We start from the raw sequence: 26726 nt of genomic DNA, 5'->3' as shown, positions 1-26726 counted from the left end.
CGCCGCGGCGCGCTGTGCGGGGGGGGGCGGGGGGGGGGGGGGGGGGGGGGGGGGGGCGCGGGGGGGGGGGCGCGCCCCCCCCCCCCCCCCCCCCGCCCCCCCCCCCCCCCCCCCCCCCGCCGCCGCCCGGCAGTCGGCGCACGTGGCCGGGGCGGTGCGCAGCCTCCGCGAGGGCGACGAGGCCGCCCGCAGCCGCCCCGCGTCCGCGTCCGCCCCGGGCGGCGGCGTGCTGTCGGCGCTGCGCGACGCCATCGAGCGGCGGGGTGCCGTGCTGATCGCCTTCACCGACAACCAGGGCGTGGTGACCGAGCGCACGGTGGAGCCGATGACCGTCGAGGGCGGCCGGCTGACCGCGCGCGACCACGAGGCGGCGGCCGACGACCCCGACGCCGAGCGGACCTATGCCGTGCACCGGATCTCGCGGGTGGAGCCGGTCGGCTGACGCTGCCGGGCATCCCTCCGGAATCCGCCGACGAGCGCGCGCCGCGTAGACTCGCGCGGTGACCGACGGCCCGCTCATCGTCCAGTCGGACAAGTCCCTCCTGCTGGAGGTCGACCACCCGCAGGCGGTCGAGTGCCGCAAGGCCATCGCGCCGTTCGCGGAGCTCGAGCGCAGCCCCGAGCACATCCACACCTACCGCCTGACGCCGCTGGGGCTCTGGAACGCCCGCGCCGCGGGCCACGACGCCGAGCAGGTGGTCGACACCCTGCTCAGCTACTCCCGCTACCCCGTGCCGCACGCGCTGCTCGTCGACGTCGCCGAGACGATGTCGCGCTACGGGCGCCTCCGGCTCGAGAAGCACCCCAGCCACGGGCTGGTGCTCGCCTCCACCGACCGGCCGGTGCTCGAGGAGGTGCTCCGCGCCAAGAAGGTGCAGGGCATGCTCGGCGCCCGGGTCGACGACGAGACCGTCGTCGTGCACGCATCCGAGCGCGGCAACCTCAAGCAGGCGCTGCTCAAGCTGGGCTGGCCGGCCGAGGACTACGCCGGGTACGTCGACGGCGAGGCCCACCCGATCGACCTGGCCGAGGACGGGTGGAGCCTGCGCACCTACCAGCAGGAGGCGGCCGAGTCGTTCTGGCACGGCGGGTCCGGCGTCGTCGTACTGCCGTGCGGGGCGGGGAAGACCATCGTCGGCGCCGCCGCCATGGCGCACGCGCGGGCCACCACGCTGATCCTGGTCACCAACACCGTCAGCGCGCGTCAGTGGAAGGACGAGCTGGTCAGGCGCACGTCGCTGACCGCCGACGAGATCGGCGAGTACTCCGGCACCGTCAAGGAGATCCGGCCGGTCACGATCGCGACCTACCAGGTGGTCACGACCCGGCGGAAGGGCGTCTATCCGCACCTCGAGCTGTTCGACGCCCGTGACTGGGGCCTGGTCGTCTACGACGAGGTGCACCTGCTGCCGGCGCCGATCTTCCGGATGACCGCCGACCTGCAGGCGCGCCGCCGGCTCGGGCTGACCGCCACGCTGGTGCGCGAGGACGGGCGCGAGGGCGACGTGTTCTCGCTGATCGGTCCCAAGCGGTACGACGCCCCGTGGAAGGACATCGAGGCGCAGGGGTGGATCGCGCCCGCGGACTGCGTCGAGGTGCGGGTGACGCTGCCCGACGCGGCGCGGATGACCTACGCCACGGCCGACCCCGACGAGCGCTACCGGCTCGCGGCGTGCACCCGCGAGAAGGTCGGCGTCGTGCGCGACCTGGTCGCCCAGCACGCCGACCAGCCGACCCTGGTCATCGGGCAGTACCTCGAGCAGCTCGAGGAGCTCGCCACCGCCCTCGACGCCCCGGTGATCACCGGCGAGACCCCCGTGCGGGAGCGGCAGCGGCTGTTCGAGGCGTTCCGCTCCGGCGAGCTCGGGCTGCTGGTCGTCTCGAAGGTCGCGAACTTCTCGATCGACCTGCCCTCGGCCGAGGTCGCGATCCAGGTCTCCGGGTCGTTCGGCTCCCGCCAGGAGGAGGCGCAGCGCCTCGGCCGGCTGCTCCGCCCCGGCGACCCCGGCCCCGACGGCCAGCGCAAGGTCGCGCGGTTCTACACCATCGTCTCCCGCGACACCGTCGACGCCGAGTTCGCCCAGAACCGCCAGCGCTTCCTCGCCGAGCAGGGCTACGCCTACCGGATCGTCGACGCCGAGGAGCTCGGTCTGGGCGACCGCGGCTGACCCGCCGAGTTGGGGTTTGCGCCCCACGAGTTGGGGTTTGCGCCCCGCGAGGTGGGGCTTGCGCCGGCGAGTTGGGGGTTGCGCCCCGCGAGTTGGGGGTTGCGCCCCGCGAGTTGGGGCTTGCGTCCCGCGAGTTGGGGCTTGCGTCCGGGTCGTCCGGGTCGCGACCGCGAGCGGCTGGAGGCTGCGGTCCCGGAGCGCGCCGTACGGTCAGCCGCTGGGACGCCAGTAGACCCAGCCGCGGTCGGCGTCGGGCTCGCGCGCGAGGAGACCGTCGTCGACCAGACAGCGGCGCAGGGCCGCGTGGTCGTCGTGGACGGCCTTGAGGATGGCGTCGACCTCACGCCAGGAGTAGCGGTGGCCGGTCTCGAACCGCTGCACGACGTGGTCGAGGACGACCCGACGCTTCACGTGGCGGAGCGGGAGATCCAGCAGCCGGCCCTCGGCGCTGAAGAAGCGCCGGAGCACCTGCTGGTCGTCCACCGGCTTCCCGTCCACCCGTCCTCGCTGGCTGAGCACCGTCGCGGCAGCCGCGCCGAGCGACGTACGACGCCTACTGGAACTGCTCGTGGTTGCGGATCACCTCGGAGATGATCACGCCGAGGAACTTCTCGGCGAAGTGCGGGTCCAGCCCGCTGCTCTCCGAGAGCGAGCGCAGTCGCGCGATCTGCACGGCCTCGCGGGCGGGGTCGGCGGGCGGCATCCCGGCCCGGGCCTTGAGTCGGCCCACCTCCTCGGTGCACTTGAACCGCTCCGCCAGGAGGTGGACGAGGGCGGCGTCGAGATTGTCGATGCTCGCTCGCAGCCGGTGCAGCTCGGCCTGTGCGTCTTCTGCGCTCACAAGCCGCATCCTCCCATCTCGCGCGCCGCATCCTCCCACCTCGCGCGCCGCATCCTCCCACCTCGCGCGCCAGATCCTCCCACCTCGCGCGCCAGATCCTCCCACCTCGCGCGCCGGATCCTCCCACCTCGCGCGCCGGAACCTCCCACTTCGTGGGGGTGGGGGGGTGGTCGTACCGGGTGGGAAATGCAGTGTGCAAGCGGATTGCGGGTACCTAATCTCGTCCGGCTCGCGAAAGCCGCGGGCAGGACACCGACGGGACAGGAGAGGCCACCGGCCAGGACGAGAAGATGGAGAAGATCACCCCGAAGCTCATGAACTGGGCTTCGATCCTCGAGCAGGGCACCCGCGACCAGGCGGTGACGACGGCGTCGATGCCGTTCATCCACCCGCACCTCGCGCTGATGCCCGACGCGCACCTCGGATTGGGCGCGACGGTGGGTTCGGTCATCCCGACCCTCGGCGCGATCATCCCGGCGGCGGTGGGCGTCGACATCGGCTGCGGCATGATCGCCGTGCGGACCCAGTACACCGCCGACCAGCTGCCGGCCGACCGGCGGCCGCTGCGGGAGGCCATCGAGCGCGCCGTGCCGCTGAGCGCGGGCGCCGCCAACCGAAAGGTCTCCCGCGAGCACACCGAGCGGCGGCTCGAGGTGCTCGCCCGGGAGGCCGAGCAGGCCGGCTTCGACCCGGCGGGCTACGCCGCCAGGTGGGACCTGCAGCTGGGCACGCTCGGTTCGGGCAACCACTTCATCGAGGTCACGGTCGACGAGGAGCAGCGGGTGTGGCTGTTCCTGCACTCCGGCTCCCGCGGCGTCGGCAACAAGATCGCCCAGCGGCACATCAAGGTCGCCCAGCGGCTGTGCGAGAAGTGGCACATCGACCTGCCGCACCGCGACCTGGCCTACCTGGCCGAGGACACCGACGAGTTCTGGACCTACATCCGGGAGATGCGCTGGGCCCAGCACTACGCGCTGCTCAATCGGGAGGAGATGATGGACCGCGTGGTGCGGCAGTTCGCCGAGTGGGTCGGCGCCACGGACGCCAAGGACGTGGAGCGGTGCGAGGAGATCAACTGCCACCACAACTACACCGAGCAGGAGACCCACTACGGCCGGACCGTGTGGCTCTCCCGCAAGGGAGCCATCAACGCCGAGCAGGGGCGGATGGGTCTGATCCCCGGCTCGATGGGGACGGCGTCGTACGTCGTGGCGGGCAAGGGCAACCCGGTCTCGCTCAACTCCGCGCCGCACGGTGCCGGCCGGGAGTACTCCCGCTCGCGGGCCCGCCGCACCTTCACGCGGGAGCAGCTGCGCGAGGCGATGACGGGCATCGAGTACCGCGACACCGACGCGTTCATCGACGAGATCCCCGCGGCGTACAAGGACATCGACCGGGTCATGGCGGACGCCGCGGACCTGGTGGAGATCCGGCACACGCTGCGGCAGGTCGTGAACGTCAAGGGCGACTGAGGCGGGTGGCCCCTGGCAGCGGCCGGGGCGGGTCGGTTTGAATAGGGGGATGGAGGACGACCATCCATCTCCCCTCGACCTGCCCTGGCCGCTGACCGGCGCCGACCGGCTGCGCGACGAGCTCCTGGCCGCCTACGGCGAGCCGACCCGGGCCCACCACGGACCACGGCACCTGAGCGAGGTGCTGCACCGGCTCGCGGAGCTGGCAGCCGCGGGCACCCCGTTCGATCGGACCCCGGTGCTCCTCGCCGCGTGGTTCCACGACGCCGTGTACGACGGCGAGCGGGACGCCGAGGAGCGCTCGGCCACCTGGGCGGAGGAGGCGCTGCCCGCACTGACCGACGAGGCGACCGTCGTGGAGGTCGCCCGGCTGGTGCGGCTCACCGAGCACCACCGCCCGGAGCCGCACGACGACAACGGCTGCGCGCTCAGCGACGCCGACCTCGCGATCCTGGCGGAGCCGCCGGACCGGTACGCGCAGTACGTCGCCGCGGTCCGACAAGAGTACGGCCACCTGCCCGACGACGTGTTCGCGGCCGGCCGGGCCGACGTGCTGCGCGAGCTCGCCAGCAAGCCACAGCTGTTCCACACCGCCCACGGGCGCGCGCACTGGGAGGACCCGGCGCGCCGCAACATGGCGCTGGAGCTGGAGAAGCTGCAGCCGGAGGGCTGAGCCGGACCGGAGCGGGCACGTCCCTGGCCGGTCCGTCACCCCGGCCCCCGCACAATGGGAGCTGTGGACGACAGCGTGATCTACGTGGCCCGGGCGCACGTGCTGGCCGACCTCCAGGCCCGCGGGCTCACCACGCCCGGCGCGGTCACCCTCCTCGAGGACGCCTGCTCGGAGCGGAAGTGGTGGCTCGAGCAGTGGCCGGACGGAGCGCCCTACATCGCCGGGCTGGTGGCGCAGGACGTGCAGGACGCCCTCGCCGACACCTTCGGCCGCACCCAGCGCGAGGGGCTCTGGCCGGTGTGCACCCGATGCGACGGCGAGCCGGTGCACGCGCTGCACATCGAGCCCGACCTGGGCGGGCCCGACCCGCACTGGGTGTGCGAGGAGAGCGGCCAGCCGGTCGCGCCGCTGGGCGGGCTCGCCCACGCCTGAGCGGGCTCAGCCGCGCAGCTGCACGCAGACCTTGTGCTGGTCGCCGCGGAACACGGTGCGCGAGACCTCGATCACGACGTCCCCCCACAGCGCCTTGCGCGAGTGGCGGAGGACGACGCCCCCGACGGCGATCTCCAGTGCCGCGGCCTCGTCCTCGCTCGCGACGCCCGCGGACATCGAGTCCTCGGCCCACGTCGGTCGGCGACCGCGCGCCGCGAGGTCGTCGTACAGGCTGGCCGGCAGGCGCTCGAGCAGGCCCGGCACCAGCGACTCGGGCAGGTAGGCGTCGGACAGGCAGACCGGTCGCCCGTCGGCCAGCCGCAGCCGCCGCCAGTGGATCACCGGCTGGTCGGGCCCGATGCCCAGCGTGCTGGCCAGCCGCGTGGAGGGTCGCCGCCGCGCCGCCACCAGCGTCCGCGCCTCCGCGACCTGTCCGCGCCGGGCGAACTCCTCGGTCAGGCTGCTGATCCCGGTCGGCACCCGGGCCGGACGGGCGACGAACGTCCCGCGGCCGGGGAAGCGCTCGAGGACGCCCTCGGCGACCAGCGCGTCCAGGGCCTGCCGGACGGTCATCCTGGCGACACCGAAGCGGTCGACGAGGTCCCTCTCCGACGGCGCCGCGGTGCCCGGGGCACTGTCGGCGACGAGGTCGCGGACGTACTCCCGGATTGTCACGTGCTTCAACGAGCGGCCCATCGTCCCCCCTGAACTCTGCTGCCAAGTCGGAGCGTACGTCTCCGTCCCGGCCGGCGGAGGTTGAAAGTGCAAAAACCCGCACCGTGGACCGAACATACGTTCGAGCATGACTTATGATGGAGACATGGAGCTGGCCTTCCAGAGCACCCTGTTCGAGCCACCCACTCGGGCGACCACGGCCGGGATCACCCGCCGGCCACTCAGCGCCGGCGCCTGGGTCGACGTGGCGCGCGGCTGGCTGCCGGACGCCGACGACGTGTTCGCGACGCTCGCCCGGGAGGTCCCGTGGCGTGCCGAGCGGCGGACGATGTACGACCGGGTGGTCGACGTACCCCGCCTGGTGCACACCTACATGATCGGCGAGGAGCTGCCCCATCCCGCGCTCACCGCCGCGCGCGACGCCCTCACCGAGCACTACCTGGCCGAGCTCGGCGAGCCGTTCCGCACGGCCGGCTGCTGCTACTACCGCGACGGCCGCGACAGCGTGGCCTGGCACGGCGACACCATCGGCCGCGGCTCCAGCCAGGACACCATGGTCGCCATCGTGTCCGTGGGCGACCCGCGCCGCCTCCACCTGCGTCCCCGCGACCCCGAGCGGCGCGAGGAGTCCTTCTCCGTCGAGATGGGGCACGGCGACCTGGTGGTGATGGGCGGGTCGTGCCAGCGCACCTGGGAGCACGCCGTGCCGAAGGTGTCCGCCGCCGGACCGCGGATCTCGGTCCAGTTCCGTCCGCTGAACGTCTTCTGAGTCGAGCGCCGCCTAGCCGGTTGCCGCGACCTCGGCCTCGGACCGCAGGATGCAGAACTCGTTGCCCTCCGGGTCGGCGAGCACCACCCACCCGGTGCCGGGACCATACTTCCCGCGGTGGTCGGCGACCTGCCGCGCCCCGTGGGCGAGCAGCCGGTCGAGCTCCTCGTCCCGCGTGCCGGCCCGCGGGCGGAGGTCGAAGTGGACCCGGTTCTTCACCGTCTTGCCCTCGGGCACCTCGAGGAAGAGCACCCGGTGCCCGGTCGCGGGGTCGACGATGGTGCACTCCTCGTGACCGGGGAGGTTCGGGTCGTCGGCGACGTCGACGTACCCAAGGACGGGCTTCCACCACGCGGAGAGCTCGTAGGCGTTGCCGCAGTCGACAGTGGTGTGCGAGATGTACGACGTCACCGCGCCACTCTCGCGGCTGCTTCTCGCCCGCTCAAGAGGTTTCGAGATGCGTCAGGCCACGCGGACGCCGTGCCGCTCCAGGATCTTCAGGAGTCGCTCGTCGCCGTCACCGGTGCTCCACTGCTCCGCGGGCAGCCCGGCCGCACGGGCGCCGGCCACGTAGCGCTCGCTGTCGTCGAGGAACAGGACCTCGTCCGGGCGGGCACCGACGCGCTCCAGCACCGCCTCGAAGAACGCACCGGAGGGCTTCGCCACGCCCAGCTCACAGGAGTAGAAGCAGGTGTCGAACGCCTGGTCGTAGCCCAGCGTCGCGCGCATGTGCCGCGCGCGGGCGGGGTCCTGGTTGGTCCCGAGATGCACGCCGTACCCCTGCGCGCGAAGGCGGGCCACGAGCGCCATCGTCGGCTCGTGCACCTCGATCGCGAGCCACACCTCGTCGTACAGGCGCTGGACGTCGACGTCCTTGCCGGCGGCTCCGACCGCGTCGCGCAGGACCGGGACCAGCTCCACCTCACCGAGCAGGACGGGACTGTCGTCGGGCAGGACGGCCGTGAGAAGCTCGATCGCCCCCTCGCCCAGGTGTGCCGCTAGCAACGCTGGAACGTCGCCGGCGCCGTTCTGCACGACACCGTCGGCGTCGAGCAGGACGTGGCGCACCACCACGGCTCAGTCCGTGCCGTGGTCCGCGACGAAGGCGAGGATCCGGTCGGCGAGCTCCGGACGGCAGACGATGACGTCGGGAAGGTAGACGTCGGCCTGGTTGTAGACCAGGTCGCTCCCGTCGACGCGGGAGGTGAACAGGCCGGCGGCGCGGGCGACCGCGACCGGCGCGGCGGAGTCCCACTCGTACTGCCCGCCCGCGTGCACGTAGGCGTCGGCGACGTCGCGGACCACCGACATCATCTTCACGCCGGCCGAGCCCATCGGCACCAGCTCGGCGTCGAGCTCCTCGGCCAAGGCCTCCACGAACGCCGGCGGGCGGGTGCGCGACACCGCGATGCGCGGCCGGGCACTCGTCCGCGGGGGCACCACCGGCGGCGTGCCGGTGTTGAAGGTCTCGCCCAGCGCGGGCTGCGCGACGGCGCCTGCGGTCAGCGTGCCCTGCTCCCACAGCGCGACGTGCACGGCCCAGTCGTCGCGCGGCGGCTCGGAGAACTCGCGGGTGCCGTCGAGCGGGTCGACGATCCACACCTTCGCCGCCCGGAGCCGGGCCTCCTTGTCGGTGGCGTTCTCCAGCGCCTCCTCCGAGAGCACGGCGTCGTCGGGCCGGTACGACGCCAGCAGCTCCATCAGCAGCTCGTGGGCCGCGCGGTCGCCGGCGTCCTTGAGCGCCTTGCCCTCCAGTCCCTCCCCGCGGACCTCCAGGAGGCGACGCCCCGCCACCTCGGCCAGCCAGGCGGCGAACTGGTGGTCGTCGGCGACGACCTCGGGAGCGGGGGTACCAGGCTCGAAAGTCACCCGCGCAGCCTAGTGGCCCGCCCCGCACCCGGACTCGAGATCTCGACCGCGCGAGCTGGGGCTTGCGCCCCGCCAGTCGTGGCTTCCGCCCCGCGAGTCGGTACCGAAGCCCAACTCGGCGTGCCGAAACCCCGACTCGGCGTACCGAAACCCCAACTCGCGGGGCGGAAACCGCAACTCGGCGTCAGGAGTTGAAGCGCTGCTGGGCCCGCTCGAGACCCTCGGTGACCAGGCACTCCACGGCGTCGGCCGCGGAGTCGACCTGGAACGGCAGCTCCTTGCGCTCGGTGGAGGAGTAGTTGGAGAGCACGAAGTCGGCGACCTCCTGGCGGCCGGGAGGCCGACCGATGCCGGCGCGGACCCGGTAGAAGTCGCCGGTGCCGAGGGAGGAGCGCATGGACTTGAGGCCGTTGTGGCCGTTGTCGCCGCCGCCGCGCTTGGTGCGGAGGGTGCCGAAGTCGATGTCGAGCTCGTCGTGGATGGCGACGATCCGCTCGGGCGGGACCTTGTAGAACGTGGCGAGCGCCTTGACCGGGCCGCCGGACTCGTTCATGTAGGACCGAGGCTTCGCCAGGACGACACGGGGGCCCGCCGCGCCCGGCGCGCCCAGCCGGCCCTCGACGACGTCAGCACGGCCGGACTTGTGGGCGCGGAAGGAGCCGCCCAGCCGGCGAGCCAGCTCGTCGACGACGAGGTGGCCGACGTTGTGCCGGTGTCCGGCGTACGACGGGCCGGGATTGCCCAGGCCCACCACGAGCCACACCTCGGCGTCGGCCACAGCCCCCTCCTCCAGCTCCTCCGGCTCCGCATGCTCCGCGACACCGCCGTCCCGGTGGGGGGCGGTGCTCCCCGGCGCGGCGGACCGCGCCGGGGAGATCAGTCGGCCCAGGAACCACCTGAGCCGGCTGAGGATCACTCGCTGTCGCCGCCCTCGGGGGCCTCGACGGCCTCACCCTCGGCGGAGGAGTCCGACTCGTCCTTCTCGATGCCCAGGTCGGCCTCGGTCTGCTCCAGGTCGGCCTCGAGCTGCTCGGCGGTCTGCGCCGCGGTCACGTTGACGACGAGGGTCTCGGGGTCGGTCAGCAGGCTGGTGCCCGACGGCAGCGCGAGCTGGCTGGCGAGGAACTGGGTGCCGGCCTCGGCGCCGGTCACGTCGACCTCGAACGACTCGGGGATGTGGGTCGCCTCCGCCTCCACCTGCACCGTGGCGCTCTCGGTGACCACGAGCGTCTCGCTGGCGGCGTCGCCGACCACGACGACGGGGACGTCCACGGTGACCTTCTCGCCGCGCTTCACGGCGACGAAGTCGACGTGCTCGAGCAGCCGGCGGACCGGGTCGACCTGGACCTGCTTGGTCAGCGCGAGCTGGCTCTCGCCGTCGATGTCCAGCTCGAGCAGCGCGTTGGCACCGCCGTGCTTGATGGCCATCATCGTGTCGTGGCCGGGGAGGGTCAGGTGAACCGGCTCGGCGCCGTGGCCGTAGACGACTGCCGGGACCTTGTGCTCGCGGCGGATGCGGCGGGCGGCGCCCTTGCCGAACTCGGTGCGCAGCTCGGCCTTGATCTTCTCGGTGCTCATCGGGATCTCCTGGTTCGTCGTGCTCGGGTGGACACTGCCCGCGATGCAGGAGCGCCGCGCTTCCCTGGCCCGATGACCGGCAGGGCGCGCGGCGTCGTGAGACGAACCGGCCCAGTCGATCACGGAGTCACAGAAGCGGGTGCTCCCTCGCCGAGGCAACCGGGCGATCTTACGCAGCGCAGCGCGCGCAGGACAAAAGCGCACCGCTCCGGGCCCGCGGTGCGTCGGACGGTCCGGGTAGGAGTAGCGCGCGACGGTCGCCGGCCGACGTTCACTGGCGGCAGTCGATACCCCTTGATACTTTGCCGAAGTATCAAGATCGATCCGCCGCCCGGAGGCTTCGTTGCCCAACCCGTACACGCCCGGCCAGGTCCCGCGCGTCTTCGCCGGCCGCAGGGCGGAGCTGCGCCGGATCGAGGACCAGCTCGCCCGGGTCGTCGCGTTCGGCGAGCTCGGCGGCCCGCTCCTGGTCTTCCACGCGCCCCGGGGCATCGGCAAGACGTCCCTGCTGCGCACCGCGCAGCGCAGCGCGGTCGAGCTGGGGTTCGTCGCGGCGTGGGTCGCCTGCTCGCGTGAGCGACCGGTCCTCCCCGAGCTCGTGCACAGCCTCCGTGCCGCGCTCGAGCGCGCCGAGGCGCTGCCCGGCGGCGGGGCGGGCGGCCGGTGGCGCAGGCGCCTGGACAAGGTGTCGCTCGAGGTCGGGGTGCCGGGTGCCCGCGTGCGCGCGGAGGTGGCCGCGCCGGCGCAGGGCGAGAGGGACGCCGACGATGCGCTCGGGCTGGCGCCGATCGGCGCCTTGGAGGCGCTGCTCCACGACGCCGCCACGCTCGTACGACGCCGCGGCGGCGCCGGGCTGCTCCTGCTCGTCGACGAGCTGCACGCCGCCTCGCCCGACGACATGTCGGTCCTGCTCAACACGCTCCAGAACCTCGACGGGGACCGCACGGAGAACCCGCTCGCCGTGGTGGGAGCCGGGCTCCCGGTGACGCCGGAGGCGCTGACCCGCGCCGCCACGTTCGGCGAGCGCAGCGCGTTCGTGCCGCTCGACGTCCTCGACGACGGTGACGCCCGCGACGTGCTGACCGCGCCGGCCGCCGCCGAGGGCGTCACCTGGACCGGCGGCGCGCTCGCCGCGGTCGTCGCGGAGGCACGCGGCCACCCCTACCTGCTGCAGCTCATCGGCAGCAGCACCTGGGACGCCGCCCGCCCCGGTGACGGCGGGCGGCTCACCCTGGCCCACGTGCGACGCGGGCTGCCCGCCGCCCGCGAGCAGCTGACCGCCATGCACCGGGCGCGCTGGGGCGCGGCCACACCCACGGAGCGGGCCTTCCTCGCCGCGATGGCCGCCACCGGCCGGGAGAACGTGACCCGCGCGGCCATCGCGCGAGGCATGGGCCGCGACTCCCGGTCCATCAGCGTGCCGCGCGAGCGGCTGATCGAGAAGGGCGTGATCGAGCCGGTGGGCCACGGCCTCGTGCGGTTCACGCTGCCGGGCTTCGGCGAGTTCGTCCGCGACCTCGACGAGGACCGGCCGTAGGCCCGGGCCTGAGTCCGGCCGTCGCCGGGCTCAGGCGTGGCCGTCGAACATCGAGGTGACCGAGCCGTCCTCGAACACCTCGCGGATCGCCCGCGCCACCAGCGGCGCGATCGACAGCGTCGTCAGCTTGTCGAACTGCTTCTCCGGCGGCACCGGCAGGGTGTTGGTGATCACGACCTCCGTGGCCGTGCTGTTCTTGAGCCGGTCGACGGCCGGCTCCGACAGGATCGCGTGGGTCGCGGCGATGATCACGCCGGCAGCGCCGTCGGCCATCAGCGCCTCCGCCGCCTTCACGATCGTGCCACCGGTGTCGATCATGTCGTCGGTGAGGACGCAGATCCGGTCGCGCACGTCACCGACCACGCGGTTGGCCACGGTCTCGTTCGGCCGGTCGGTGCGGCGGGTCTTGTGGATGAACGCCAGCGGCGCGCCGTTGAGCCGGGCCGACCACCGCTCGGCGACCTTGATCCGACCGGCGTCGGGTGAGACGACGGCCAGCGGCTGGTCGCCGTACTTGTCCTTGATGTAGTCGGTCAGCACCGGCAGCGCCATCAGGTGGTCGACCGGGCCGTCGAAGAACCCCTGCAGCTGGTCGGCGTGGAGGTCGACGGTGATGATCCGGTCGGCGCCCGCGGTCTTGAACAGGTCGGCCATCAGCCGGGCGGAGATCGGCTCGCGGCCGCGGTGCTTCTTGTCCTGCCGGCTGTAGCCCCAGAACGGCATCACGACCGTGATCCGCTTGGCGGACGCGCGCTTCAGCGCGTCGACCATGATCAGGTGCTCCATGATCCACTCGTTGATCGGAGTGGTGTGGCTCTGGATCACGAACGCGTCGCAGCCGCGCACGGACTCCTCGTAGCGGACGTAGATCTCGCCGTTGGCGAACTCGTAGGCCTGGGTGGGCACGAGCTGCTGCCCGAGCATGTCGGCGACCTCGTCGGCCAGGTCCGGGTGTGCCCTTCCGGAGAAGACCATCAGGTTCTTCTCGGTGGTCCGCTTGAGACCGCTCACGCGCGTGACTCCCTGGTCGCCGGAGGTGTTGTCGAGATTGTGCCGCCTCGGCGGCGTCCGCCCCAAGTCCGTGTCCGTTTTCCCGCCGTTCACGTGACGGCCGCCACCCGGGCGTCCTCGAGCTGGGCCGCCGGCCCCGCTCGCCGCCTCAGTCCGAGGGCGGCGGGTCCTGCTCGTCGGCACCGGTCGCCGCGGCGGCGGCGTCGGCCTGCGGGGTCCCGGGCCGGCGGCGCTGCACCCAGCCGGGCAGGTTGCGCTGCGGCGCCGCGCTGACCGCCAGCGCGCCCGCCGGCACGTCGCGTCGTACGACGGTGCCGCCGCCGGTCGCGGCCCCGTCGCCGATCTCGACGGGCGCCACGAAGGTGTTGTTGGACCCGGTGCGGGCCTGCCGGCCGACCGTCGTGCGGTGCTTCGCGACGCCGTCGTAGTTGGCGAAGATCGTGCCGGCACCGATGTTGGCGCCGTCGCCGATCTCGGCGTCGCCGACGTAGGAGAGGTGCGGGACCTTGGCACCGGTCCCGATCCGGGCGTTCTTGGTCTCGACGAAGGTGCCGATCTTGCCCGTGTCGCCCAGCTGCGTCCCGGGCCGGAGGTAGGCGAAGGGGCCCACCGTCGCGCCGGCGCCGACGACCGCCAGTTGGCCGTGGGCGCGGACCACCCGGGCGCCCGCGCCGATCTCGCAGTCCTCGAGCGTGGTGTCGGGTCCGATCACGGCGTCCTCGGCGACCACCGTCGCGCCGAGGAGCTGGGTGCCCGGGAGGATCGTCACGTCGGCCGCCAGCCGCACGTCGGCGTCGACCCAGGTGGTGTCCGGGTCCAGCACGCTCACCCCCGCGCGCATCCAACGGTCGAGGATCCGCCGGTTGAGCTCGCGGCCCAGTGCCGCGAGCTGCGCCCGGTCGTTGGCGCCCTCGGTCTGGAGCGCGTCCTCGACGGCGTGGGCGGCGACCGTGAGGCGGGCCTCCCGGGCCAGGGCGATCGCGTCGGTCAGGTAGTACTCGCCCTTGGCGTTGTCGTTGCCGATGCGGCGGATGCAGTCGGCGAGGAAGGCCGCGTCGAACGCCAGGATCCCGGAGTTGATCTCGGTGATCGCCCGCTGCTCCTCCGACGCGTCCTTCTCCTCCACGATCGCCTGTACGACGCCGTCGGCGTCCCGCACGACCCGGCCGTAGCCGTGGGGGTCCGCGACGATGCCACTGAGGATGCTCACCGCGGCGCGCGCGGCGCGGTGGGCGTCGGCGAAGGCCCGGAGCGTCTCCCCCTCGAGCAGCGGCGTGTCGCCGTACGCGACGAGCACCGTGCCCTCGCGGGGCGCCTCACCGGCCAGGGCATCCAGCGCCACCCGCACGGCGTGGCCGGTGCCGAGCTGCTCCTCCTGCACTGCCAGCACGGCCTCCGGCAGGGTCTCGGACACGTGCGGACCCACCAGCTCGCGCTGGTGGCCGACGACCGCGACCACGCGCGAGGGCTCGAGCACCCGCACGGCACTCAGCACGTGGCCGATCATGCTGCGGCCGCAGATCCGGTGGAGGACCTTGGGCGTCTTGGACTTCATCCGGGTGCCCCCGCCGGCGGCGAGGACGATGACGGTCAGCTGCTCGGGCACGACGACGAGACTACGACCAGCACCGGCCGCGCAGCGGTCCGGCGGTTGTCCAGACCGGGTGCGCCACGGATTTCAAGCATCTGGCTTCGAACGGACCGGACGCTGCCGATGAATGCGCCGTGAACAAGATTCTGGGACGCGTGTCCATCAAGCAGAAGCTGTGGGCGATGGCCGGCCTCGCCAGCCTGATCTTCGTCGTCCTGGCTGGAACCACCGTCATGCAGCTCCAGGCTGCCAACGACCGATCGGACGAGTCCCAGGACGCGGCCGAGATCGTCGACGACTTCGCCTCGCTTGCCGCGAACTGGGACGCGATGACCCGCGACTCCTACTACTACCTGATCGAGGCCGGCAGCGGGGAGCTCAAGGACACCTCGACGTACGACGGCGTGATCGACGACTACGACGACGCCGCCGCGCTGGTCGAGGAGCTGAAGGCCGACTACGCCGGCACCGACCAGATCGACGAGATCACCGCCATGGGCGCGATTCTGACCGACTGGCGCGCCTCCTTCGACAAGCAGCACGAGGCCATCCAGGACCGCAGGGTGGAGGCAGCCGCGGCCGAGGTGATGGGCGTGCAACGTCCGCACCTCACCGAGATGGGCGACATGCTCGACGCGCACGCTGCCGAGGTCGGTGCCTACGAGGACGACCGCATCGAGGCCTACCTCGATACCCTGGACAGCGCCCAGCGGCTGCTGCTCATCGTCTCGCTGCTGGGCCTGGTGCTGCTCGCCGCTGCCGCGTTCTTCATCATCCGCAGCATCACCCGCCCGCTCGACAGGATCGTCGCCTCCCTCAAGGCCATCGCCACCGGCGACCGCACCCAGAAGGTGGACTACGACCGCGAGGACGAGATCGGGTCGATCGTGGTCGCGCTCGACACCGTGGTGGAGTTCCTCGACCAGGCCGACGCCGACGCCGCCCTCGCGGAGCAGGCGCGGCTCGAGCGCGAGGAGCAGGACCGGCTCGCCGCGCAGGCCGAGGCCGAGCGTGAGCGGGAGCGCCAGGAGGCGGCACGGCGTGCCGCCGAAGAGCAGACCGTCAAGCTCAACGCCGCGCTCGACGAGCAGGCCGCGCGCCTGCAGAAGGCCGCGGAGGAGCAGGCCGAGGCCGCCCGCCTGGCTGCCGAGGAGGACGCCCGTCGCGCCGCCGAGGAGGCCGAGCGCGCCGCCGCGGAGGCAGCGGAGGCCGCCGAGGCGTCACGCCAGGTCTCGATCCTGCTCGAGTACGTCAAGCAGGTCGTCGACGGCGACCTGACCCAGCCGGTGCCCGATTGCGGCAACGGCAACGTCGGCCAGATGGCCGAGGGCCTGCGCTCGCTCACCGCGGCGCTCCGCGACAGCATGTCGGCCATCGGCGAGACCGCAGACTCCGTGGCCCAGGCCTCCGACGGCCTCGCCACGATCAGCACCCGCCTGGGCGACGGCGCGGAGAACAGCTCGCTGCTCGCGAGCAACGTGTCCTCGGCCTCCGAGCAGGTGTCGGCGAGCGTCGCGACGGTGGCGTCCGCCGCCGAGGAGATGAGCGTCAGCATCCGGGAGATCGCCCAGAGCGCCACGGAGGCCTCGCGGGTCGCCGCCGACGCCGTGGTCGTGGCGGACCGAGCGCGGAGCACGGTGCACGAGCTGGGCGGTGCCAGCGCGGAGATCGAGCAGGTCGTCAAGACGATCACCTCGATCGCCCAGCAGACCAACCTGCTGGCGCTCAACGCCACGATCGAGGCGGCCCGGGCCGGCGAGTCGGGCAAGGGCTTCGCCGTGGTCGCCAACGAGGTCAAGGACCTCGCCCAGGAGACCGCCAAGGCGACGGAGGAGATCCGCAGCCGGATCGACGCCATCCAGCAGGGCACCAACGGCGCCGTCGAGGCCATCGGCAGCATCAGCGACGTGATCGCCCAGATCAACGAGTTCCAGACCTCGATCGCCGGCGCGGTGGAGCAGCAGACCGCCACCACCAACGAGATCGCCCGGTCGGTGACCGAGACCGCGACCGGCTCGCACAGCATCGCCGCGGACATCTCCAAGGTGGCCCAGGCCACCGTGGAGACGCAGCAGGGGGCCGCGGAGACGGCCGAGGCGGCCGCGATGATGGCGAGCTCGGCCGGACAGCTCCAGAAGCTGATCGGCGCCTTCCGCTACTGAGGCGAGCAGCACCCGACGTCGAGTCGGCGCACCTGGCAGCAGGGGCGCCGACTCGGCCCGTTTTCAGGCCCGTCGGCCGCGCCACCGGCGTCCCGGTCGCGGCCCGCTCAGCGCCCGTCGAGCCACGCCAGCACGGCCAGCACCCGCCGGTTGTCGTCGGGAGCCGGCGGCAGGTCGAGCTTGGCGAAGATGTTGCTGGTGTGCTTGTCGACGGCCTTGTCGGTGACGACCAGGCGCGCGGCGATGGCGGCGTTGGAACGGCCCTCGGCCATCAGGGTCAGCACCTCGCGCTCCCGGTCCGTCAGCCGGTCCAGGGGCCGGCTGCGCGCCGACACCAGCGCGGCGACCACCTCGGGGTCGAGCACCGTGCCGCCGGCCGCCACCTGCCGGACCGCGGCCAGGAAGGCGTCGACGTCGGCCACCCGGTCCTTGAGCAGGTAGCCGACCGCCCCCTCTCCCCCGGCCAGCAGGTCCCGGGCGTACAGCGGCTCCACCCACTGGCTCAGCACCAGCACCGGGAACGCGCGCCGGGCACGCCGTACGGCCGTCGCGGCCTGCAGGCCCTCGGTGGTGTGCGTCGGCGGCAGGCGTACGTCGACCACGGCGATGTCCACGTCGTCGCGCTCCAAGGCTCGGGCCAGCGAGGGCGCGTCGCCGGCCGCCTCGACCACGTCGACGCCTCCGCTCTCGAGGATCCGGGTCAGCCCCACGCGCAACAGCGCCTGGTCCTCGGCGAGGACCGCGCGCAGCGGTGCCCGGGGGCCGGGCGACGCCTGCCCGCTCCTCACGCCGTCGGGCACGGCACCTCCAGCTCCACGACCGTGCCGCCACCGACCGGGCTCCGCACCTCGACGCGGCCGTCGAACGCCGCGAGCCGCCGGCCGATCCCGTCGAGGCCGGAACCGCGCGGGTCCGCCCCGCCGCGACCGTCGTCCCCGACGGTGAGCCGGAGCCGGTCACCGTCGTGGGTCCCCGTCACCCAGGCCCGGCCGGCATCGGCGTGCTTGGCCGTGTTGGCCAGGCACTCGGCCACCGCGAAGTAGGCCGCCGACTCGACCGGGGCGGGCAGCCGCGGCACGTCGACGGCGACGGCGACCGGCACCGGCAGCGCCAGCGCCAGCGCGTCGATCGCTCCCACCAGCCCGCGATCCGCCAGCACCGGCGGATGGATGCCCCGCACCACCCCGCGCAGGTCCTCGAGCGCGTCCATGGTGGTCTCGCGGGCCTCGCGCAGCAGCTCCGCCGCGGCGACGGGGTCGGTCCGCAGCAGCTTCTCCGCCAGGCCGACACTCATGCCGACCGAGGCGATCCGCGCCTGCGCCCCGTCGTGGAGGTCCCGCTCGATGCGTCGGACCTCGGCGGCGGAGTGGTCCAGCGTCTCCTGGCGGGTGTCCTCGACCTGCTCGACGCGCTCCTCTAGCTCCGCGATCCGCCCGTGGCCGAGCACGTTGCGCTCCGCCAGGGCACGGGCGCGGACCAACGGTGGCGTCACCAGCCACCAGGCGAGGAGGATCGGCCCGTCCAGCAGCACGAGCAGCAGCCAGATCCCGTTCGGGTCGAGCACCAGCCCGACCACGTGGGACACCGGCGCCGCGAGCAGCAGCACCGGGACCGCCGACATCACGAACCCGCCCGTCGCGCTGAAGCACAGGAACCCGAAGTCCTGCCATCGCGCCGGGTCGCGCAGCCAACGGACCGGGCGGCCGAGCGCGGAGGGACCTCCGGCGGCATAGCCGGGCTCGATCCGCTCTCCCAGCAGCGCTCCGCTCAGCCGCCGGTGCAGGGCCGTCAGGGCCGCCGTCGCCGGCACCACGGCGAGCGCCAGCGCGAAGCCGACCCCGACCAGGAGGCCGAGCGGGATGCAGAGCAGGGTCAGGATCGCCAGGCCCAGCGACGGGACGAAGGACAGCGCGTAGCCGGCGGAGACCACGGTGAGCCGCAGCCGCTCGACCAGCGCGTCGCGGGTGACCGGAAGCGGACCCGCGTCGCGGACCGGAGCCATCACGCCCATGGTGGCGAAGTGTGTCATCGTCCGGCGCCGGCGACCATGCGTCGGGCCGTGCCCCGCACCGCCCCACGGGCAGAGGCGAGGGTGAGCACAACCACGGCGGCCACGACGACCGGCGGCAGCCACAACGCTCCGTCGGGCACCACGCCCTCGTCGCGGGCGACCGCGAACGGCACGACCGTGGCCAGCGATGCGAGGGTCCCGAGCACGACGCCGACCGCCGCGACGATGCCCGCCTCCGCGACGACCGAGCGCTCGACCTGGGACGGCGTGGCACCGAGCAGCCACAGCCGCCGCAGCTCGTCCCTGCGGTGGGCGACGGTCGCCACGAACGCGTTGACCACCATGATCGCCGCGAACAGCGCGATCATCCCCACCACCACGTTGTTGAGCAGGTTGATGGTGTCGCTCTCCTCGGTCCCGGCCGGCAGGGTACGGGTGTCGATGCTGACCAGCATCAGCGTGCCGACGGCCGCCGAGGTCAGCACCACGACCGGCGCCAGCACGCCGGCGAGCAGGTGGGCCCGCCGCGTCGTGTTGTACGACGCCAGGTGCGCGCTCGGCGACCGGCCGGCCATCCGGGTGGCCGGCGCGGCGAGCCACCGGAGCAGCACCGGGGCGAGGACGGCGAGGCCGACGCCGACGAGGATCGAGCTGGACCCGCTCGTCGACATCGCCGCGTAGGGGTCGCTGTCGTCGGCGGTGACGGTCACCGTGATCACCGCCATGGCGAGGCCGTAGCCGAGCAGGGCGACGCCGATCGCGACCCGCCACCAGCGCATCCGTCCCGCCTCGGCGGCGCTCTCCCGGAGCAGCAGGGTCGCCGGGCCCCGTGTGGCGCGGCGCGCTGCCGCGGCGGCGGCGATCCACGACGCGGCGAGCACCAGTGCGGCGGCCAGGGCCACGGAGGCCGGCCCGGCGTCGTACTCGGCGCGGTCGGAGACCAGTCCGCCGGACCGGAGCAGGTCGAAGAGCAGCCGACCGGTGACCGAGGCGACGAGCGCGCCGGCGGTGGCGGCGAGCGCGGCCACCGCGAGCGCCTCCCGGTGGATCAGCCGGCGGGCCTGGCGGGGCGTGGCGCCGATGGTCCGCAGCAGCCCGACCTCGCCGGCCCGCTGCGTGGTGGTGATGCCGACGGTCGAGGCGACCGAGAAGAGCACGATCACCGATCCCCAGCCGCCGACGACGGCGCCCATCACCAGCAGCGTCTCGGCGTCGGTGCCGCGGGCCCCGAGCGAGGTCTCGCCGAGGGTGGCGAAGGACCCCACGAGCGTGGTGCCCAGCAGCACGGCGAGGAAGGTGGCGGTCGCCGCCAGGGGGCGGTGGCGCAGGCTGCGCCAGGCCAGCGCGGTCGTCGAGCCGGTCATCGCGCTGCCACCAGCTCGTCGAGGTGCGCCATCTGGCCGGCGACGGCGTCGGCGGTCGGCCCGGCCATCCGGCCCGCGACCCGTCCGTCGACGAGGAAGACGACCTCGTCGGCGTACGACGCGGCCACCGGGTCGTGGGTCACCATGACCAGCGTCTGGGCCAGGTCGGTGACGCTGCCGCGCAGCAGTCCCAGCACCTGGTGTGCGGTGGCGGAGTCCAGCGCCCCGGTCGGCTCGTCGGCGAGCACCACGGCGGGGTTGGCCGCCAGCGCCCGGGCGATCGCGACGCGCTGCTGCTGGCCACCCGAGAGGCTGCCGGGCAGGTCGTGGGCGCGGTCGGCGAGGCCCACCCGGTCGAGCAGCGCGCGGACCCGGGCCCGGTCGGCGCTGCGGCGCGCGAGCCGCAGCGGCAGCGTCACGTTGTGCTCGACGGTGAGGTAGGGCATCAGGTGGAAGCTCTGGAACACGAAGCCGATCTGCTCACGACGCAGCCGGGTGCGCCGGCCCTCGTCCCAGTCGGTGACGTCCCGGCCGTCCACGAGCACCCGACCGGAGGTGGGGCGGTCGAGGCCGGCGGCACAGGACAGGAACGTCGACTTGCCCGAGCCGGACGGTCCCATCACCGCGGTGAAGGTGCCGCGCCGGAAGGCGAGGTCGATGCCCGCGAGGGCGGTCGTGGCGGTCGGTCCGGTGCCGTAGACGCGGGTCAGGCCCTGCACCTCCAGGGCGGTCGGCGAGCTGGGTGTCGGGGTGGTCATCGGTGCTCCTCGGGGGGTCGGAATGCCTGCTGACGACGCTAGGAGGACGCGTCGCGGGGCACGATGGGGCTGCGCACCGGATCGGTGGTGGGGATTCCCCCACCTCGGCGCCGTGTCGCCTTCCACAGTTCCCCGAAAGTGCCTGACATCCCGGCCGATCAGGCCCTTGACTGGTGACCACGATCGAAGGGAGCACAACGATGTGTGACCACTCTCCGCAGTGTCCGTCCGCTGCCGATGCGGACTGCTGCTCGGCCCATGTGACCGCCGACCACAGCGAGCAGGGCTGGTGCCGCCTGTGCAACGGCGTCATCCTGTTCGATGACGGGATGTACCTCACGCCCGAGGGACGCGCCGCCAAGCTGCCGCAGTCGGCCTGACAACCAGACCGGGCCCGGGCAGGGGGCTGGGCTCCCCGGGTAGGAGTCGAACCTACGTCGCTAGTCCTGATTCAAAGTCAGGCGGGCCCTGCCGGCAGACCAACCGGGGAATGCTGCTCAAGCCTAGAGGCACCGCTCAGCGCAGCAGGTCGCGGCCGATCACCATCCGCTGGATCTGGTTGGTGCCCTCGAAGATCTGGGTCACCTTGGCGTCGCGGAACAGCCGCTCGACGGGGTACTCCCGCGTGTAGCCGTTGCCACCGAAGACCTGCACGGCGTCGGTGGTCACCCTCATCGCCGCGTCGGTCGCCGTCAGCTTGGCGATCGAAGCCTGGCGCGAGAAGGCGCGGCCCGCGTCCTTGAGTCGCGCGGCATGGAGGTACGACGCCCGCGCGCGCTCCACCTCGGCGGCCATGTCGGCGAGCAGGAACTGCATCCCCTGGAACTCCCCGATGGGGCGGCCGAACTGCTCGCGCTCCTTGGCGTAGGCCACGGCGTGCGCGAGCGCCGCCTGGGCGATCCCGGTGGCGACCGCGGCGATGCCGAGACGGCCCGCGTCCAGCGCGGACAGCGCGACGCGCATCCCCGCGCCCTCCTCGCCGATCAGCTGGTCGGCGGGCACCCGGGCATGCTCGAACAGCACCTGCGTGGTGACGTCGCAGTGCAGGCCCATCTTCCGCTCCGGCGCCCCGAACGACATCCCCTCCAGCCCGTCCGGCACGACGAACGCCGACAGCCCGCGCTTGGGGTCCTCGGAGGTGCGGGCGAAGAGGATGTAGTAGTCGGCGCAGGACCCGTTGGAGATCCACTGCTTGGTGCCGGTGACCTCGTAGTGGTCGACGGCTCCCCCGGCCGCGGGCTGGGGACGCGCCGCCGTACGGATCGCGCTGACGTCGGACCCGGCCTGAGGCTCGGAGAGGCAGTACGCGCCCAGCCAGTCACCCGACAGCATCCGCGGGAGCCAGGCCTCCTTGAGTCCCGTGGAGCCGTTGGTCTCCACGACGGTCGCGGTCAGCGCGTGCACGCTGGTGCCGACGCCCACGCTCGGCCAGGCCGTGGCGATCTCCTCCACCACCTGCAGGTAGACCTCGTAGGGCTGGCCGCCGCCGCCGTACTCCTCGGGGAAGGGCAGGGAGAGGAGTCCCGACCTGCCGAGCAGGCGGTACGCCGCCTCGGGGAACTCCGCGCGCTCCTCGGCCTCGGCCACCTGCGGCGCGAGCTCCTTGGTGGCGATGTCGCGGGCCAGAGCCAGCAGCTCCCGGGCCTCGTCGCTGGGCAGCAGCCGGTCGACGGTGGTTGCCATGACGGCACCCTAAGCGCGCCGCCACGGCCCGCCGTCAGTAGGTCAGCTCGATCCAGTCCCCGACATCGAACCGGCCGTTGGTCTGCAGCGTCACGGTCTGGATGCCCACCGGCCTGCCATCGCGGTAGGTGATCAGGGCGACGCCCGCTGCGCGCCGCAGCTTGGTGCCCATCGCGATGGCGTACGCCGCGCCGCCGGTGGTGCCGACGGTGTAGGTGTAGCCGGTCTTGCCGTTGGCGCCGACGACCGCCGTGGGTCCGCTCTGCACGTGCACGTGGCCGCCCACGACCAGGTCGACGCAGCCGAGGGCGAGCGCGCCGTCGCCGAAGTCGGCGTCGTGGACCAGCATCGTGCTCACCCGCTCGCCGTCCTCGTCGGCCTCGCACGCGGCCTCGGTCAGCCGCGCGGCGACCTCGGCGGAGCTGAGCCCCTTCTCGTCGCGCCAGTTGCCCAGCCCGCTCGTGCGGGGGTCGTCGGCGCCGAGCAGCCGGGAGTCGCCCGGACCGTCGATGATCTCGCCGCCGGGATAGGTCCAGCCGAGGTCCTCCAGGTAGCCGCGCACGAAGGAGCCGTTGTCGTGGTTGCCGGCCACCGCCCAGCGGCCGTCGTAGTCGTCGAACGCCTCGGCGATCGAGTCGAGCGAGAAGGCCTCCCACCGCTCCCCCGTCGCGGTGTCGTCGCCCGCGTCGAAGACCGCGGTCGCTCCGGCGCGGTCGCCGATCGCCCGGGCGACGGCGTCCATGCCGACGTTGAGGTGCCGGTCGGACACCAGGAGGACCACCGTCTCGTCCTCCTCGGGCTGGCGGAGCTCGAGCTCGGCGGCGTCCTCCGCGGCCTGGGTGTAGAACTCCTGCCCCTGCTGATAGGCGCTGATGCCGCTCTCGATCAGGCGCCGCGTCTGCCGGGTCGTGGCGTCACCCAGCACCTCGACGTCCTTCGCCTCCTCGGGGAGCGGGACGTCCGCGCCGACGAACGCCTGCAGCGGCTGCCACTCGTGCTGCACCGGGTCGGCCCGCTCCCGGGTGGCCGGCAGCACGAGCCCGGCCACCACCGCGAGCACGACGGCGGCGCCGAGCGCGCCCCTGCGGCTGGGCAGGTCGTGCAGCAGCTGCCGCCGCCGCTCCCTGCCGACGACGGCCCACACGAGCAGCGGCAGCGCGCCGAGAGCGGCCCCCTGCGCCAGCGCGGTCAGCGCCATCGACGTCACCGCGCGCTCCACGGCCGCGATCTGACCGGCCGGCTGCGAGGCGATGGCGGCGTACCGGGAGGTGAGCACCTGGAGTGAGTCGGTGTCGGTCTTGCCGAGCTGGACCTCGACGCCGATCCGGGATCCGGAGGGCACTCGGATGTCCGGCAGGATCGGGCCGGTGCGCAGCACCACGTCGCCCGAGAGGTCGGGACTGACGGTGGCCTCGTGGCTGGCCAGGACGATGGTCCGCTCGCTGCCGATGAAGATCAGCGACGCGGCGATCGCCGAGAGCAGCAGCCAGGCGCCGACGTACGCCAGGAGCCTGGCGATGCGGACCGGGGACACTACCGGCCGGCCCGCGCCTCCGCGACGGCGTACAGCGCCACCGACGCGGCCACTCCGGCGTTGAGCGACTCCAGCACGCCGGCCATCGGGATCGAGACGAGCCGGTCGCAGGTCTCCGCGACCAGCCGGGAGAGACCGCCACCCTCCGCGCCGACCACGACGACGAGCGGACCCGCGGCGAGGTCGGCGTCGGCGGCGAGCTCGGGGAGGGTCAGGTCACCGTCGGCCGCGAGGCCGACCACGAAGCAGCCGGCGTCCTGGAACGCCTTGAGCTGGCGGGTCAGGTTGACCGTCTGGGCGACGGGGCAGCGCGCGGCGGCTCCCGCCGAGGTCTTCCAGGCCGACGCCGTCATCGACGCGGCCCGGCGCTCGGGGATCACCACGCCGTGGGCGCCGAAGCCCGCGGCGCTCCGCACGATCGCGCCAAGGTTGCGGGGGTCGGTGATCGAGTCGAGCACCACGACCAGCGGCGCCTCCCCCGCCTCCGCGGCCGCGGCGAGCAGGTCGTCGGGGTGGGCGTAGTCGTAGGGCGGGATCTTGGCCGCCAGCCCCTGGTGGACCGCTCCGTCGGTGAGCCGGTCGAGCTCGGACCGGCTCACCTCCAGCAGGCCGACGCCGTTCTCGGCAGCCAGCCGGAACGCCTCGCGCAGCCGGTTGTCCCGCTCGGTGCCCTCGGCGACGTAGACCGACGACACCGGCACTCCTTCGCGGAGTGCTTCCACGACCGGGTTGCGGCCGGCGATCCACTCCGCGTCGCCGGTACGGCGCCTCCCGCGCGGGCCGCGCTTGGCGTCGGCCCGCTTCTTGGCCTCGGCCTCCTTGTGCGCCTTGTGGTAGGGCCGGTCGGCGGCCTTCGGGGTCGGCCCCTTGCCCTCCAGCCCGCGCCGTACCCGTCCGCCGGAGCCCGCGGTGGGCTTCTTGCTCGACTTGCGGATCGCGCCCTTGCGCGAGGAGTTGCCGGGCATCAGCTCACCGTCCAGGTCGGTCCGTCAGGGGTGTCGGTGACCTCGATGCCGGCCGCCTTGATCCGGTCGCGGATGGCGTCCGCCCGGCTCCAGTCCTTGCTCGTGCGAGCCTCGGCTCGCTCCTCGAGGAGCCCGGCGACGAGCGCGTCGACAGCGCCCCGCAGCCGCTCCTCGGTGTCGCTGCCCGCTCCGCCCGACGCCCACGCCGGGTCGGCGGGGTGCAGCCCCAGGACGGCGAGCATCGCGCTCACGGCGGTCGCGGCGGCCGAGGCGGGCTCGCCCGCAGCCAGCTGACGGTTGCCCTCACGCACGGTGTCGTAGAGCACCGCCACCGCGGCCGGCGTACCGAGGTCGTCGTCCATGGCGGCCGAGAACGCGTCGGGGAGGGCCGCGACGTCGGGGGCGGGCGTGCCGGCCCGCTCCAGGAACGACTCGATCCGCCGGTAGCCCGCCGCCGCCTCGTCGAGCGCCTCGAAGGAGAACTCGACGTGGGAGCGGTAGTGGGCGGCGACGATGTAGAAGCGCAGCTCGGCGCCGCGGTAGCGCTGAAGGACCGACGGGATGCTCAGCGTGTTGCCGAGCGACTTGCTCATCTTCTCGCCGGCGGTCGTGATCCACGCGTTGTGCATCCAGTAGCTGGCGAAGGGGCGCCCGGCGGCGCGAGACTGGGCCTGCTCGTTCTCGTGGTGCGGGAAGCGGAGGTCGACGCCGCCGCCGTGGATGTCGAACGCGGGACCGAGGTACTTCCCGGCCATCGCCGAGCACTCGATGTGCCACCCCGGGCGGCCCGCACCCCACGGCGACGGCCAGGAGGCGGTCTCCGGCTCGGACTCCTTGCGGCCCTTCCAGAGGGCGAAGTCGCGGGGGTCGCGCTTCCCGCGCGGGTCGGCGTCGGCCGCGGGCTCCATGTCGTCCACGCCCTGGTGGGTGAGCTCGCCGTAGTCGCCCCAGGAGCGGACGTCGAAGTAGACGTCGCCCGAGCCGTCGGCGGCCGGGTAGGCGTGGCCGCGCTCGACCAGCTCCTCGATGAGCGTGATCATCTCGGGCACGTGCCCGGTCGCGGCGGGCTCGTAGGTCGGCGGCGCGACGTTGAGCGCGGCGTAGGCGCGGTCGAGCTCGATCCGCATCGCGTAGGCGAGGTTGTACCAGGGGCGCCCCTGCTCGGCGGCCTTGGCGAGGATCTTGTCGTCGATGTCGGTGATGTTGCGGATGAACGTGACGTCGAAGCCGCGGACCCGCAGCCACCGCTGGAGCACGTCGAAGTTGACCGCCGACCGCACGTGTCCGACGTGCGGCTCGCTCTGCACCGTCAGGCCACACACGTAGAGACCGGCCTTCCCCTCCTCGAGGGGCACGAAGTCACGCACTTCGCGGGTCGCGGTGTCGTAGAGCCGGATGGTCACCCGGTCAGTCTAGGGATCGGCGGGGGTGGGCTGCGCATCGTCGGGCGGTGCCTGGGGTGGGAGGTGGGGTGGCGGGCGGATGGCGCGTGGCGGGCCGGTGGGTGGCGGGCGGGTGGGTGGAGCTCGCTTGTAACTCGGTGTTCGTGCTCCTGGCTGGGTGTTCGGGCATCTGCCACGGTCCCGTGACCGGTCAGGAGACCCGGGTGGATTCTCCAACACAGTCTAAGAAG

The 26726-nt window shown here is 73.3% G+C and carries 27 protein-coding genes and 1 tRNA gene; 9 read left to right on the top strand and 19 right to left on the bottom strand.

Annotated features, from left to right (window positions below; all coding sequences use genetic code 11):
- Positions 1 to 142: 142 nt before the first annotated feature.
- Together ACPOLA_RS18180 and ACPOLA_RS18175 are read left to right on the top strand one after the other, a co-directional pair.
- Positions 143 to 442, top strand: a complete 300-nt coding sequence (locus ACPOLA_RS18180) for a WYL domain-containing protein (protein WP_435771917.1) — start codon at positions 143 to 145, stop codon at positions 440 to 442.
- A 58-nt stretch (positions 443 to 500) separates the two neighbouring features.
- Entirely contained in the window at positions 501 to 2168 is a 1668-nt protein-coding gene (locus tag ACPOLA_RS18175) for a DNA repair helicase XPB (protein ID WP_435771916.1), read from the top strand.
- A 210-nt stretch (positions 2169 to 2378) separates the two neighbouring features.
- On the opposite strand, the gene ACPOLA_RS18170 is transcribed toward ACPOLA_RS18175, so the two are convergent.
- Together ACPOLA_RS18170 and ACPOLA_RS18165 are read right to left on the bottom strand one after the other, a co-directional pair.
- On the bottom strand, positions 2379 to 2651 hold the full coding sequence (locus ACPOLA_RS18170; protein ID WP_435771915.1) for a DUF2087 domain-containing protein: 273 nt from the start codon (positions 2649 to 2651) through the stop codon (positions 2379 to 2381).
- Positions 2652 to 2721: 70 nt separating this feature from the next.
- Positions 2722 to 3018, bottom strand: coding sequence for a chorismate mutase (locus tag ACPOLA_RS18165; protein WP_435771914.1), 297 nt, complete (start codon positions 3016 to 3018; stop codon positions 2722 to 2724).
- A gap of 281 nt (positions 3019 to 3299) precedes the next feature.
- Here ACPOLA_RS18165 and ACPOLA_RS18160 point away from each other — a divergent pair, with 281 nt between their 5' ends.
- Genes ACPOLA_RS18160 through ACPOLA_RS18150 form a run of 3 tightly spaced genes read left to right on the top strand, consistent with a single transcriptional unit; the run spans position 3300 to position 5586 of the window.
- A complete protein-coding gene (locus ACPOLA_RS18160; RefSeq protein WP_435771913.1) occupies positions 3300 to 4481 on the top strand; it encodes an RtcB family protein in 1182 nt (393 codons plus the stop codon).
- A 49-nt stretch (positions 4482 to 4530) separates the two neighbouring features.
- A complete protein-coding gene (locus ACPOLA_RS18155; protein WP_435771912.1) occupies positions 4531 to 5154 on the top strand; it encodes an HD domain-containing protein in 624 nt (207 codons plus the stop codon).
- A gap of 54 nt (positions 5155 to 5208) precedes the next feature.
- On the top strand, positions 5209 to 5586 hold the full coding sequence (locus tag ACPOLA_RS18150) for a DUF8819 family protein (protein ID WP_435771911.1): 378 nt from the start codon (positions 5209 to 5211) through the stop codon (positions 5584 to 5586).
- Between the two features lie 6 nt (positions 5587 to 5592).
- On the opposite strand, the gene ACPOLA_RS18145 is transcribed toward ACPOLA_RS18150, so the two are convergent.
- Positions 5593 to 6261: a GntR family transcriptional regulator gene (locus ACPOLA_RS18145; protein WP_435771919.1), complete on the bottom strand. Its 669-nt coding sequence runs from the start codon at positions 6259 to 6261 to the stop codon at positions 5593 to 5595.
- 145 nt (positions 6262 to 6406) lie between these two features.
- Here ACPOLA_RS18145 and ACPOLA_RS18140 point away from each other — a divergent pair, with 145 nt between their 5' ends.
- Positions 6407 to 7030 (top strand): alpha-ketoglutarate-dependent dioxygenase AlkB, encoded by a 624-nt coding sequence (locus ACPOLA_RS18140; protein WP_435771910.1) that lies wholly within the window; start codon positions 6407 to 6409, stop codon positions 7028 to 7030.
- Between the two features lie 12 nt (positions 7031 to 7042).
- On the opposite strand, the gene ACPOLA_RS18135 is transcribed toward ACPOLA_RS18140, so the two are convergent.
- The 5 genes from ACPOLA_RS18135 to ACPOLA_RS18115 form a co-directional block, all read right to left on the bottom strand.
- Entirely contained in the window at positions 7043 to 7441 is a 399-nt protein-coding gene (locus tag ACPOLA_RS18135) for a VOC family protein (protein WP_435771909.1), read from the bottom strand.
- Between the two features lie 51 nt (positions 7442 to 7492).
- Complete coding sequence (locus ACPOLA_RS18130; RefSeq protein ID WP_435771908.1) at positions 7493 to 8104, bottom strand: HAD family hydrolase; 612 nt, start codon at positions 8102 to 8104, stop codon at positions 7493 to 7495.
- 3 nt (positions 8105 to 8107) lie between these two features.
- Positions 8108 to 8899: a 3'(2'),5'-bisphosphate nucleotidase CysQ gene (locus tag ACPOLA_RS18125; RefSeq protein WP_435771907.1), complete on the bottom strand. Its 792-nt coding sequence runs from the start codon at positions 8897 to 8899 to the stop codon at positions 8108 to 8110.
- Between the two features lie 184 nt (positions 8900 to 9083).
- Positions 9084 to 9677, bottom strand: coding sequence for an aminoacyl-tRNA hydrolase (gene pth, locus ACPOLA_RS18120; protein WP_435771906.1), 594 nt, complete (start codon positions 9675 to 9677; stop codon positions 9084 to 9086).
- Between the two features lie 134 nt (positions 9678 to 9811).
- Complete coding sequence (locus tag ACPOLA_RS18115) at positions 9812 to 10477, bottom strand: 50S ribosomal protein L25/general stress protein Ctc (RefSeq protein WP_435771905.1); 666 nt, start codon at positions 10475 to 10477, stop codon at positions 9812 to 9814.
- A gap of 343 nt (positions 10478 to 10820) precedes the next feature.
- Between ACPOLA_RS18115 and ACPOLA_RS18110 the strand changes: the two genes are divergently transcribed.
- Positions 10821 to 12014 (top strand): ATP-binding protein, encoded by a 1194-nt coding sequence (locus tag ACPOLA_RS18110; protein ID WP_435771904.1) that lies wholly within the window; start codon positions 10821 to 10823, stop codon positions 12012 to 12014.
- A 30-nt stretch (positions 12015 to 12044) separates the two neighbouring features.
- Here the strand turns inward: ACPOLA_RS18110 and ACPOLA_RS18105 are convergent, their stop codons facing one another.
- The gene (locus ACPOLA_RS18105; RefSeq protein ID WP_435771903.1) at positions 12045 to 13025 is read right to left on the bottom strand and encodes a ribose-phosphate diphosphokinase; all 981 of its coding nucleotides are present in this window, start codon (positions 13023 to 13025) and stop codon (positions 12045 to 12047) included.
- Between the two features lie 148 nt (positions 13026 to 13173).
- Positions 13174 to 14631, bottom strand: coding sequence for a bifunctional UDP-N-acetylglucosamine diphosphorylase/glucosamine-1-phosphate N-acetyltransferase GlmU (glmU, locus tag ACPOLA_RS18100; protein WP_435771902.1), 1458 nt, complete (start codon positions 14629 to 14631; stop codon positions 13174 to 13176).
- Positions 14632 to 14771: 140 nt separating this feature from the next.
- Here glmU and ACPOLA_RS18095 point away from each other — a divergent pair, with 140 nt between their 5' ends.
- Positions 14772 to 16778: a methyl-accepting chemotaxis protein gene (locus ACPOLA_RS18095; RefSeq protein ID WP_435771901.1), complete on the top strand. Its 2007-nt coding sequence runs from the start codon at positions 14772 to 14774 to the stop codon at positions 16776 to 16778.
- Positions 16779 to 16885: 107 nt separating this feature from the next.
- On the opposite strand, the gene ACPOLA_RS18090 is transcribed toward ACPOLA_RS18095, so the two are convergent.
- Genes ACPOLA_RS18090 through ACPOLA_RS18075 form a run of 4 tightly spaced genes read right to left on the bottom strand, consistent with a single transcriptional unit; the run spans position 16886 to position 20911 of the window.
- Positions 16886 to 17527 carry a response regulator gene (locus ACPOLA_RS18090; RefSeq protein ID WP_435771918.1) on the bottom strand — a complete coding sequence of 214 codons (642 nt, stop codon included), beginning with the start codon at positions 17525 to 17527 and terminating at the stop codon, positions 16886 to 16888.
- Between the two features lie 35 nt (positions 17528 to 17562).
- Complete coding sequence (locus tag ACPOLA_RS18085; protein WP_435771900.1) at positions 17563 to 18807, bottom strand: sensor histidine kinase; 1245 nt, start codon at positions 18805 to 18807, stop codon at positions 17563 to 17565.
- Positions 18804 to 20153: an FtsX-like permease family protein gene (locus tag ACPOLA_RS18080; protein WP_435771899.1), complete on the bottom strand. Its 1350-nt coding sequence runs from the start codon at positions 20151 to 20153 to the stop codon at positions 18804 to 18806. The genes ACPOLA_RS18085 and ACPOLA_RS18080 overlap by 4 nt, the downstream gene beginning before the upstream one ends.
- Complete coding sequence (locus tag ACPOLA_RS18075) at positions 20150 to 20911, bottom strand: ABC transporter ATP-binding protein (protein WP_435771898.1); 762 nt, start codon at positions 20909 to 20911, stop codon at positions 20150 to 20152. Before ACPOLA_RS18075 ends, ACPOLA_RS18080 begins: the two co-directional genes overlap by 4 nt.
- 173 nt (positions 20912 to 21084) lie before the next feature.
- Between ACPOLA_RS18075 and ACPOLA_RS18070 the strand changes: the two genes are divergently transcribed.
- On the top strand, positions 21085 to 21291 hold the full coding sequence (locus ACPOLA_RS18070) for a DUF5999 family protein (protein WP_435771897.1): 207 nt from the start codon (positions 21085 to 21087) through the stop codon (positions 21289 to 21291).
- A gap of 31 nt (positions 21292 to 21322) precedes the next feature.
- On the opposite strand, the gene ACPOLA_RS18065 is transcribed toward ACPOLA_RS18070, so the two are convergent.
- The 5 genes from ACPOLA_RS18065 to cysS all read right to left on the bottom strand — a co-directional run bounded on the left by ACPOLA_RS18065 (position 21323) and on the right by cysS (position 26496).
- Positions 21323 to 21401 (bottom strand) — tRNA-Gln (locus tag ACPOLA_RS18065).
- Between the two features lie 26 nt (positions 21402 to 21427).
- Positions 21428 to 22594 carry an acyl-CoA dehydrogenase family protein gene (locus ACPOLA_RS18060; RefSeq protein WP_435771896.1) on the bottom strand — a complete coding sequence of 389 codons (1167 nt, stop codon included), beginning with the start codon at positions 22592 to 22594 and terminating at the stop codon, positions 21428 to 21430.
- Between the two features lie 34 nt (positions 22595 to 22628).
- Positions 22629 to 24128, bottom strand: a complete 1500-nt coding sequence (locus ACPOLA_RS18055) for a metallophosphoesterase (RefSeq protein ID WP_435771895.1) — start codon at positions 24126 to 24128, stop codon at positions 22629 to 22631.
- Complete coding sequence (gene rlmB, locus ACPOLA_RS18050; RefSeq protein ID WP_435771894.1) at positions 24128 to 25093, bottom strand: 23S rRNA (guanosine(2251)-2'-O)-methyltransferase RlmB; 966 nt, start codon at positions 25091 to 25093, stop codon at positions 24128 to 24130. The genes ACPOLA_RS18055 and rlmB overlap by 1 nt, the downstream gene beginning before the upstream one ends.
- Positions 25093 to 26496: a cysteine--tRNA ligase gene (gene cysS / locus ACPOLA_RS18045; protein ID WP_435771893.1), complete on the bottom strand. Its 1404-nt coding sequence runs from the start codon at positions 26494 to 26496 to the stop codon at positions 25093 to 25095. Before cysS ends, rlmB begins: the two co-directional genes overlap by 1 nt.
- Between the last annotated feature and the right edge of the window lie 230 nt (positions 26497 to 26726).

The sequence above is a fragment of the Nocardioides proteolyticus genome (assembly GCF_051280635.3).
Classification (GTDB): domain Bacteria; phylum Actinomycetota; class Actinomycetes; order Propionibacteriales; family Nocardioidaceae; genus Nocardioides.
Note: the sequence above shows the minus strand (reverse complement) of the source record. Positions and strands in the feature narration are given on the sequence as shown.

Excerpts from the sequence above, each read along its gene's own strand:
- ACPOLA_RS18165 (WP_435771914.1), bottom strand. The coding sequence starts at position 3,018 with ATGCGGCTTGTGAGCGCAGAAGACGCACAGGCCGAGCTGCACCGGCTG.
- ACPOLA_RS18160 (WP_435771913.1), top strand. The coding sequence starts at position 3,300 with ATGGAGAAGATCACCCCGAAGCTCATGAACTGGGCTTCGATCCTCGAG.
- ACPOLA_RS18155 (WP_435771912.1), top strand. The coding sequence starts at position 4,531 with ATGGAGGACGACCATCCATCTCCCCTCGACCTGCCCTGGCCGCTGACC.
- ACPOLA_RS18150 (WP_435771911.1), top strand. The coding sequence starts at position 5,209 with ATGGGAGCTGTGGACGACAGCGTGATCTACGTGGCCCGGGCGCACGTG.
- ACPOLA_RS18140 (WP_435771910.1), top strand. The coding sequence starts at position 6,407 with ATGGAGCTGGCCTTCCAGAGCACCCTGTTCGAGCCACCCACTCGGGCG.
- ACPOLA_RS18115 (WP_435771905.1), bottom strand. The coding sequence starts at position 10,477 with ATGAGCACCGAGAAGATCAAGGCCGAGCTGCGCACCGAGTTCGGCAAG.
- ACPOLA_RS18085 (WP_435771900.1), bottom strand. The coding sequence starts at position 18,807 with ATGACACACTTCGCCACCATGGGCGTGATGGCTCCGGTCCGCGACGCG.
- ACPOLA_RS18080 (WP_435771899.1), bottom strand. The coding sequence starts at position 20,153 with ATGACCGGCTCGACGACCGCGCTGGCCTGGCGCAGCCTGCGCCACCGC.
- ACPOLA_RS18075 (WP_435771898.1), bottom strand. The coding sequence starts at position 20,911 with ATGACCACCCCGACACCCAGCTCGCCGACCGCCCTGGAGGTGCAGGGC.
- ACPOLA_RS18060 (WP_435771896.1), bottom strand. The coding sequence starts at position 22,594 with ATGGCAACCACCGTCGACCGGCTGCTGCCCAGCGACGAGGCCCGGGAG.
- rlmB (WP_435771894.1), bottom strand. The coding sequence starts at position 25,093 with ATGCCCGGCAACTCCTCGCGCAAGGGCGCGATCCGCAAGTCGAGCAAG.